Raw genomic sequence first — 7,563 nt, 5'->3', positions numbered from 1 at the left:
TAGAGAATTTGTTGAAAGTTATTCTAAACAGTCACTTTTATCCTTGTTTCCAAAAAAGATAATAGATGAGGGTAAAAATCCTATTAAACATTATAATCCCGATGAACAGAAATACTATGAACTCAAAGCATATGGACATATACTATATATGCACACTACAATTTTACTAAAAGAAATAATTACTAAGGCCTTTCTAAGCAATAAACTTAATGGTAAAATATTATTAGAACTCCTATCCTCTAAATCCATATATGGAAAGAATTTTCCCACTAACGTATATCTCGAAGAAGAACTAAGTTATAATTGGATTTCGTTAATTGCACCTAGTATTCACGAATATTTTAATAAGCTAAATACATATTTATTAAATCCTTCATATTATCCAAATTTAATACCAAACATAGATTCATTGGTGTTAAAATTTGAAGGCGTATTTAGAGAAATATGTGAATTTAATAATATTGATACCATTAATATTAGACATCAAAATGAAGGGCATAATATCATAACAAAAAAAGACCTTAATACTTTACTTTATGAGAAAAATATCGAAAAAATAATAGACGAAGAAGATCTTATCTTTTTTAGGTATATTTTTGCAGAAGATTATGGCCTTAATTTGAGGAATAAAATAGCCCACTCAGAGTTTATCGCACAACAATATACTATTGAGGTCATGAATTTTATCCTTTTGGCAATTCTACGTCTTGGCAAACATAATGTAGTTATTAAAACTGAGGAATTATAGGGGAATATTTGATTTAATATAAAAAATAAAATTAATTATTGTTTAGAATTTTTTTAGCCGAAACTATTATCGTCATTGCCATGGCCTTAATGTAAGGATCTCCTATGATGCACATCTCTTCCAAGAACTCCTTGTTTTCCAAATAAAATCTTACAGCCCTCATCTTTGATTCAGGTATATTTTTCTCCATAGCCCCACCTCTAAGCATTCACTCCCTTCAGGAAGTTTTCCCTCTTTTTTTTCTCGTCCACCTTGAAGCGGTAGACATCTTTTACGATCTGTAGGTAATCCTCTAATCCTTTCATGATCATCTTTGCCTTATCCGATGATCCTTCATTGCCAAAACACAAAAGCAAAAATCTGTACCCTTCGGTGTAATTAATGGCATGCTCAATTGATATGATCATCTCTGAAATATCAATAATGCCAAAGCCGTAGAGCTCCTCTCTTGATAGCATTGGGAGATTTTCCATCTGCCTTTTTTCCATAACATCAATACTTTTTGCCAATATTTTTCCTCCATACTTATTACTTATTACTTACTACTTACTTACTACTATACTACATACTACACTACACTACACTACACCCCATTCAATGGAGATCTTTTCTTTCAATTCTCCAGTGGAAATGCCAAGGCCATTAGAAAAGTTGTTTAGGAGGCGCTCATCACTTAAGACGCTGTTAATTCCAGATTCAAAAATCTTCTTTTTTAGAAGAGGTTTTATCTTCCCTTCCCAGATTTCATTGCGCTCTTTTTCGCTTAATTGCCTTTCAACAAGCTTATTTGTATTTTTAATGCCCTTATCAATCTGTATTTTCGTTTCTTTGAGATTAATCTTAGTCAATTCATCAATTTTAGCCTTTAACCTCGTAGCTTCCAAAATAGCGCTTTCATACTGGCTTTCCAGTAATTCAAGCTCTGATTTGTTCCTTTCCGCATATTGAGTTAGGGCCTCAGTTATTGTCTCTGTAAATCCCTTAGTTGATACGGTGCAGCATCTGTTCAGAAGATCCTCAGGAAGCCATGCCTGGATCAGCCTCTTCCCATACCTCAACTGGCTTTTCCCCATACTACCCCCTCTGAAAAATGGATTTTCCTGTAAGTAAAACTGGCCCTAAAATTGGCACTTTGTAAGTAACCTGTAAGTAAAATAGGCCTAAAAAAGGGGGTTTTGTAATGATGGCTGTAAGTAAAACTGGCTCTAAAAATGGCACTTTGTAAGTAACCTGTAAGTAAAATAGGGCCAAAGTGTAGTATGAAATCAATCATATTCACTCCGAAATCTTTGCTCCGACAAGTGATTCCAAGGGCAAGAGCTCCTCGACCTTCATGACATATGTGTCGCACTTGTACTGGAAACACCCGTTCCTCTCTGTTTCCCCTTTCCTCATGAGCCTGGCCCTCTTTAGGAGTGTGTCCCTGTCAATGGCCCCGGCAATAGTGAAAGTGCCTTTGAACCTGTCATGGAATACAAAAGCAAAGAGATCCTGCTCCAAAGACACCTGGCACGATGGGACGTTGACATTGAAATCAAGGGAGGGGCCGTAGTCATTTGATATCGTTTTGACATCAATCCTTTTGCCGGAAATTCTGAAGTCACAGTTTGAATAAGGGCTAAGGGATAGTCTGACGTTTAGCTCTTTCCTTAAGCAGTGAACCAGAAACTCCTCCTCGCCCTCAGCGCCGTTATACCTTGAGGAAGGCATCGGCTCAAAGATTGTTGCGATGCGGCTCATGAGGCCTCGCCTAAAGGGGATTTTTCATTCTGCTCATTTTTTTCATAGGAGAAGTTTGAGTACGGCCCGGTGTTGAGGCTTAGCTCGCCGTTCTTTGAAATCCTTGCCTCGATGTTGTAAAATGAGACGAGGGATCCGATAAGATCCGTCCTTTTGAGCTGCGCCTTTGTAGAAAGGAATCTCCCCGGGATTAGTTTTCCGCTCTTTTTTGAAGTGAAAGGTTTTGTGTCGTGGCAGTTGACCCAAATCTTATCCTTACCATCAGTTATCTCAATCCCCGTGGTCCGAAGCCTTATGGCCCCTTCTTCCTCCCTGACGTTTGAGACCCTGTTCACTGTTGCGTTCAGAAAAACAATCCGGCCCTCGTCATTGATCTTTGATAGAAGACAGTCAAGAGAAATGCAGTCTGGCCTTATCTTTGGCCTGGCCTTAAAACTGGACATTGGGAGGGGCTTTCCATCCCTCCAGCCGTAAGCGTATGCCAAAAGCATGGCCGCCTCTTCCGGCGACTCGTTCCTGGAGAACTTCATCTCAAGCCCAGAGCTTCTGTAGATGGCGACTGTTTCTGCCCTTAGCTTCTGGACCAATGCCGACTCTTTCTTGTCTTCACGCTCTATCTCATCAAAATCAAAGTACCAGTCCGTTATACCAAGAGCTGAAAGCAGAACAGTGTTTATAGGCTCAGAGATAGTCCTCATCCATGCCTTTGTGGTGTTCGCCATCACGTCAATCTGCAGCATAGGATTGTTCCCCGCCTTGCCGCTCTCAACTGTGCCTGCAAAGACGGGACTCACGCCATAATTTGAGAGGAGCATGTCACGGTAGTAGCGGTGCCACTCCAGCGCCTGAAGCTTTGAGGGATCAGAAAGCACGTCATGTATCTCTATCTTGCCTTTCGAGTTTCCCAGGAAAAGATTGAATAGCTTTGAGCCTATGCTTTTTCTTTTTTCGGCCATCGATGCTATTGCCTGCTCTAAGGACGCCACTTCGTCCTGCGTATAGCCCTCGAAGGCAAATATCTTTGCAAGTGTACCCTTCTCAAAAGTGTCACGATTCAAGAGGTCTAGATTTAGGGCCGCTTCTATCTGATTTATGCATGCCTGGATTATTGGAGTGCCATATTCATCCGGGAGTCTCCTATTGAAGTGGCCCTCTATTATCTCTCTTTTGGAGTAGCGCCTTCTTATCCTTCTCCCGGCATAAAGTACGTATGCCGTCTCCCAAAGCTCTATTTTATGCTTGGGGCACTTCCCCTTTGACTCTGATAAATATTCTTCATCAAGCAGATTGCAGATGGGGCAGAAGTACGACCAATCAGAATCGCCACGCCTAACCTTCCCAATCAAAAGAGGATTCTCAACATAGAGTGCCTGGGGCGCCTCCATTATGAAATACTTTCCCCTGTCGTTCTGCCTTATGTAAGAAAGGGATAGATAATAGTCATCAATACAAAGCTCCCATTTGAGGGCGGATCTTATGATTGAATAAAGATCTATATCTGGATGAGGATTGTCTATGAAGGACTGGAGCTTGTTTTTTTGCTCTAATTCTGGCCTTAATATTTTCCCCCCGCAATCACAACTAACATCTTCAGGTCTATCATACTCTTTCCCGCATTTGCTGCACTTAGAGTTGAAAAGGGGCTTGATCGACCATCCGGCGTTTGTGACCTCACGTATTATTGCGTTGTGGATTGGCTGGACAAGGGGGGAATGATCACAGTATTTCAGGATCTTCTCCTTTGATATCGTTGGGAACTTCGGCTCGGATGTTTCTTTTAAGTAAAGGTTGTCATCCTGCCCAACAATAGAGAGCTCCTTCTCCAGTAATGCAACTCTATTTTTAAGGCCAGAAATTACTGTGCCGTAGGGATTAATTTTCGCAAGAAAAGACAATCAAAGATTATCTAGACTGGGGAAAGAGTTTATATGAGTTGTCTATTTTTGTTTAAAAATAATAGAAATTGCGAAAATCTCAATATTACCAAAATCTTTTAATACTTCTTCATTACTATGTTAAGATTAGTAAATATTTTTATATCTATTAATGTGATTCCCATGAACAAAATATTGATTCCTGATGGCCAGGACGTATACAGGAATATTGTTGAATATTCTTTTCATGGCGTGATGCTAATTGGCAATAACTCTGCTTTTGTTGACGTAAATCATGAGGCTTGCAACATTCTTGGTTATTCGAAAGATGAATTATTGAAAATGAAGATTGAAGATATCGCTCCACCTTCCAATCTTATAACTGGAAGGAAACTATGGCAAGGCCTCTTGAATAAAGGAAAACAAAAAGGAGAATATCAAATCTTAAGAAAAGATGGAAAGAAAATTGTAGTTGGATACGTGGCTATCGCCAACATCTCGCCTGATTTGCATCTCTTTGTTATTAATGATATAACAAAAAGTAAAAAAGCTGAAAAGGATTTAAGAGTTAGCGAAGAAAGATACCATGCCATTGTTCAAGACCAGACTGAATTGATATGCAGGTTCACTCCCGACGGCACTATGACTTTTGTTAATGATGCGCTATGCAAATATTATTTAAAAAAACGTGAAGATATAATTGGTGTTAACTATCTGCGATACATTTCCGACCACATACTAAAAGAAATAGAGCATGAATTAACACTTTTTTCAAAAGATAGGCCCATAATTTCATATGATAATTACATAACACTGTCTTCAGGAGAGGAAAGGTGGCAACAATGGGTACTAAGGGCATTGTTTGACGAATCAGATAATATTGTAGAATTTCAGGCGGTTGGAAGGGATAACACAAAACAGAAACAAACTGAAGAGAAACTAATGGAAGCTCTGACTATTATTAACAAGAGCCGCTCCGTAGCTTTTACATGGAAGAATGCAGAAGGCTGGCCAGTTGAATTTGTTTCAGAAAATGTTGAAACGCTTTTTGGGCATAGTGCTGAAGATTTTACTTCTGGAAAAGTTTCCTATGCAAGTTGCATCCATCCAGATGATCTTTCAAGAGTTTCTCAAGAAGTTGAAGAATTCAGTAAGAAAAAAGATAGAACTGAATTTGAACATGAAACCTATCGTATAATAACAAAATTGGGGCAAATAAAATTTGTAAGTGATTGGTCATTTATTGTCAGAACTTCAGATGGAAGCATAACTCACTACAAAGGCATCGTTGAAGACATCACTGAAAGAAAGGAAGCTGAAGATCGTTTAAGATCCACAAACAAACAGCTTGAAGACATAATAGAATTCTTACCTGATGCAACTTTTATTATTGACAAGGATGAGAGAATCAGAGCTTGGAATCGTGCGATGGAACAAATGACTGGAATTCCAAAAGAAGAGATTATAGGAAAGGACCGTTCCTACGGAGCAGTTCCATTTTATGGTAAGCAGAGGCCCTATTTGATAGACCTCATTTTTGAATCTGGATCTCAGATTTCCTCTAAATATGATTTTGTCAAGCGAAAAGGAAACGCATTATACGTTGAAGTATTTACTCCAGCACTTTACAATGGCAAAGGAGCTTATGTGTGGGCTATAGCGTCCCCGCTACATGATGCAGACGGCAATGTAGTCGGGGCAATAGAATCAATTCGTGATATCAATGAATTTAAAATGACTGAAAAGGCGTTAAGAGAAAGTGAGGAGAAATATCGCACGCTGTTTGAAGACTCTAAAAATCCGATATGGATGACAAGTCGTGAAGGTATTATACTTGATGCCAATCAAGCCACGGCCGATCTATTGGGGTACCCAAAAGAAGAACTGATTGGACTTGATGTGTATTCCCTTTACGTTAATCCTAACGACAGGAAAATATTCCAAGATGAGATTGAGGAGAAAGGATTTGTCAAAAACTTCCAGTCACAATGGAAAACAAAAGATGGACGCCAGTTAGACCTTTTATTTGACTTCACTCTTTGGAAAGACAACGATGAGAAGATTAGAGGGTATAGGGGAATAGCAGAAGATGTCACCCTCATTAATAGATCTCAAAAGCAATTAGGGGAAAATCTAGAGTACTTTGCACACCTCGTGGATCATATAAGAAATCCATTAACAATTATTTGTGGATTTGCACAAGTTGATATTGAAGATGAGAAAACAAAAAACCGTTTTTTGAGACAAATAGCCAGAATTGAAGAGATAATAAAACAACTAGACCAAGGCTGGATGGACACAGAGGATACTAGACGATTTTTGAAGAGGTATATGTAAGAAAATCCGGCGAATGTTGACGCAAAAGGTGAATTATTATTATAAACGAAATTGTGAGCACATGGAACATTCTGACAAAAAGAGGGTAAAAGACTTTCTGGCTAGGAATCTAAAAATAAGCAGTGACAAGTTTGAAAACCTTGATGAAGAAATAGAGATTCAAAATGACAGGGATATAAATGAAAAAATACATGCGATATCTAAAAAGTGCCATGATATGTCAGATAGGTCTTTGGAAATCCTAAGTAAACAGGCCGGGGAAGAAAAACTTGAAGATATAGAAAATTGTGCCATGGCGCTTTCTGATGTCAGAGGCTGGTTAGAGGTATGCATAAAAAATAAGGACTTAAGTTTGGAAATAGAAGACATATCAAACTATGTTAAAAGCTTGGAAGAAATGGCTGACAAGATGGAGTTTATTGATTCTATCGAATCACATTCTGCTGACACTCATAAAAATCTAAGAAAAATTATGGTGAAAAGATTCGAAGAAAATAAATAAATTAAAATAATTTTTCTACTCTTTTGTCCATTTCTAATTCCCTTCCAGAAAAGCAGCCCCACTCCTCTGTTGGCCCTAAAACTAAGCCATAGTAGATTATGTCGTTTTCTGGGTTTCCGTTTATCATAGACCCCCCTGTTTCGTCTCCAACTTGTCTAATCTCAGACACTTCAGTTGCGAACCAGTGCCAGCCTGTCGTGCTCTTCCATGCGGCTATTATCTCGTTTCCTTCAACAAACTTCTTCCTGTTCATTTCAACTATTGCTGCCGTTTTGCATCACCTGATTTTATTAAGGCATATGTGGACTATACTTTATCCCTAAGAAAAGGGAAAAAAATTAATTTTCCCTATTTTCCCTATT

9 protein-coding genes are annotated in these 7,563 nt (G+C 38.6%); 3 read left to right on the top strand and 6 right to left on the bottom strand.

Annotated features, from left to right (window positions below):
- On the top strand, nt 1-748 hold a 748-nt coding region (locus tag PLI06_10020), incomplete at its 5' end, for a DUF4209 domain-containing protein (protein ID HOI77928.1).
- 31 nt (nt 749-779) lie between these two features.
- Here the strand turns inward: PLI06_10020 and PLI06_10015 are convergent.
- The 5 genes from PLI06_10015 to PLI06_09995 all read right to left on the bottom strand — a co-directional run bounded on the left by PLI06_10015 (nt 780) and on the right by PLI06_09995 (nt 4,383).
- Nucleotides 780-938, bottom strand: coding sequence for a hypothetical protein (locus PLI06_10015; GenBank protein HOI77927.1), 159 nt, complete (start codon nt 936-938; stop codon nt 780-782).
- 10 nt (nt 939-948) lie between these two features.
- A complete protein-coding gene (locus tag PLI06_10010; GenBank protein HOI77926.1) occupies nt 949-1,257 on the bottom strand; it encodes a hypothetical protein in 309 nt (102 codons plus the stop codon).
- Nucleotides 1,258-1,326: 69 nt separating this feature from the next.
- Entirely contained in the window at nt 1,327-1,821 is a 495-nt protein-coding gene (locus PLI06_10005) for a hypothetical protein (GenBank protein HOI77925.1), read from the bottom strand.
- 202 nt (nt 1,822-2,023) lie between these two features.
- Nucleotides 2,024-2,488 (bottom strand): hypothetical protein, encoded by a 465-nt coding sequence (locus tag PLI06_10000; protein ID HOI77924.1) that lies wholly within the window; start codon nt 2,486-2,488, stop codon nt 2,024-2,026.
- Nucleotides 2,485-4,383: a hypothetical protein gene (locus PLI06_09995; protein ID HOI77923.1), complete on the bottom strand. Its 1,899-nt coding sequence runs from the start codon at nt 4,381-4,383 to the stop codon at nt 2,485-2,487. Before PLI06_09995 ends, PLI06_10000 begins: the two co-directional genes overlap by 4 nt.
- A gap of 162 nt (nt 4,384-4,545) precedes the next feature.
- Here PLI06_09995 and PLI06_09990 point away from each other — a divergent pair, with 162 nt between their 5' ends.
- Both PLI06_09990 and PLI06_09985 read left to right on the top strand, forming a co-directional pair.
- A complete protein-coding gene (locus tag PLI06_09990; protein HOI77922.1) occupies nt 4,546-6,699 on the top strand; it encodes a PAS domain S-box protein in 2,154 nt (717 codons plus the stop codon).
- A 61-nt stretch (nt 6,700-6,760) separates the two neighbouring features.
- Nucleotides 6,761-7,201: a hypothetical protein gene (locus PLI06_09985; protein HOI77921.1), complete on the top strand. Its 441-nt coding sequence runs from the start codon at nt 6,761-6,763 to the stop codon at nt 7,199-7,201.
- 1 nt (nt 7,202) lies between these two features.
- On the opposite strand, the gene PLI06_09980 is transcribed toward PLI06_09985, so the two are convergent.
- The gene (locus PLI06_09980; GenBank protein ID HOI77920.1) at nt 7,203-7,454 is read right to left on the bottom strand and encodes a hypothetical protein; all 252 of its coding nucleotides are present in this window, start codon (nt 7,452-7,454) and stop codon (nt 7,203-7,205) included.
- Nucleotides 7,455-7,563: the final 109 nt, after the last annotated feature.

The sequence above is a fragment of the Methanofastidiosum sp. genome (genome assembly GCA_035362715.1).
In the GTDB taxonomy this organism is placed as follows: domain Archaea; phylum Methanobacteriota_B; class Thermococci; order Methanofastidiosales; family Methanofastidiosaceae; genus Methanofastidiosum.
This window is presented reverse-complemented; position numbering and strand designations above follow the sequence as displayed.

What these genes read in the sequence shown, in the direction of transcription:
- PLI06_09990 (HOI77922.1), top strand. Translation starts at nt 4,546, where the DNA reads ATGAACAAAATATTGATTCCTGATGGCCAGGACGTATACAGGAATATT.
- PLI06_10015 (HOI77927.1), bottom strand. Translation starts at nt 938, where the DNA reads ATGGAGAAAAATATACCTGAATCAAAGATGAGGGCTGTAAGATTTTAT.
- PLI06_10005 (HOI77925.1), bottom strand. Translation starts at nt 1,821, where the DNA reads ATGGGGAAAAGCCAGTTGAGGTATGGGAAGAGGCTGATCCAGGCATGG.
- PLI06_09980 (HOI77920.1), bottom strand. Translation starts at nt 7,454, where the DNA reads ATGAACAGGAAGAAGTTTGTTGAAGGAAACGAGATAATAGCCGCATGG.
- PLI06_09985 (HOI77921.1), top strand. Translation starts at nt 6,761, where the DNA reads ATGGAACATTCTGACAAAAAGAGGGTAAAAGACTTTCTGGCTAGGAAT.
- PLI06_10000 (HOI77924.1), bottom strand. Translation starts at nt 2,488, where the DNA reads ATGAGCCGCATCGCAACAATCTTTGAGCCGATGCCTTCCTCAAGGTAT.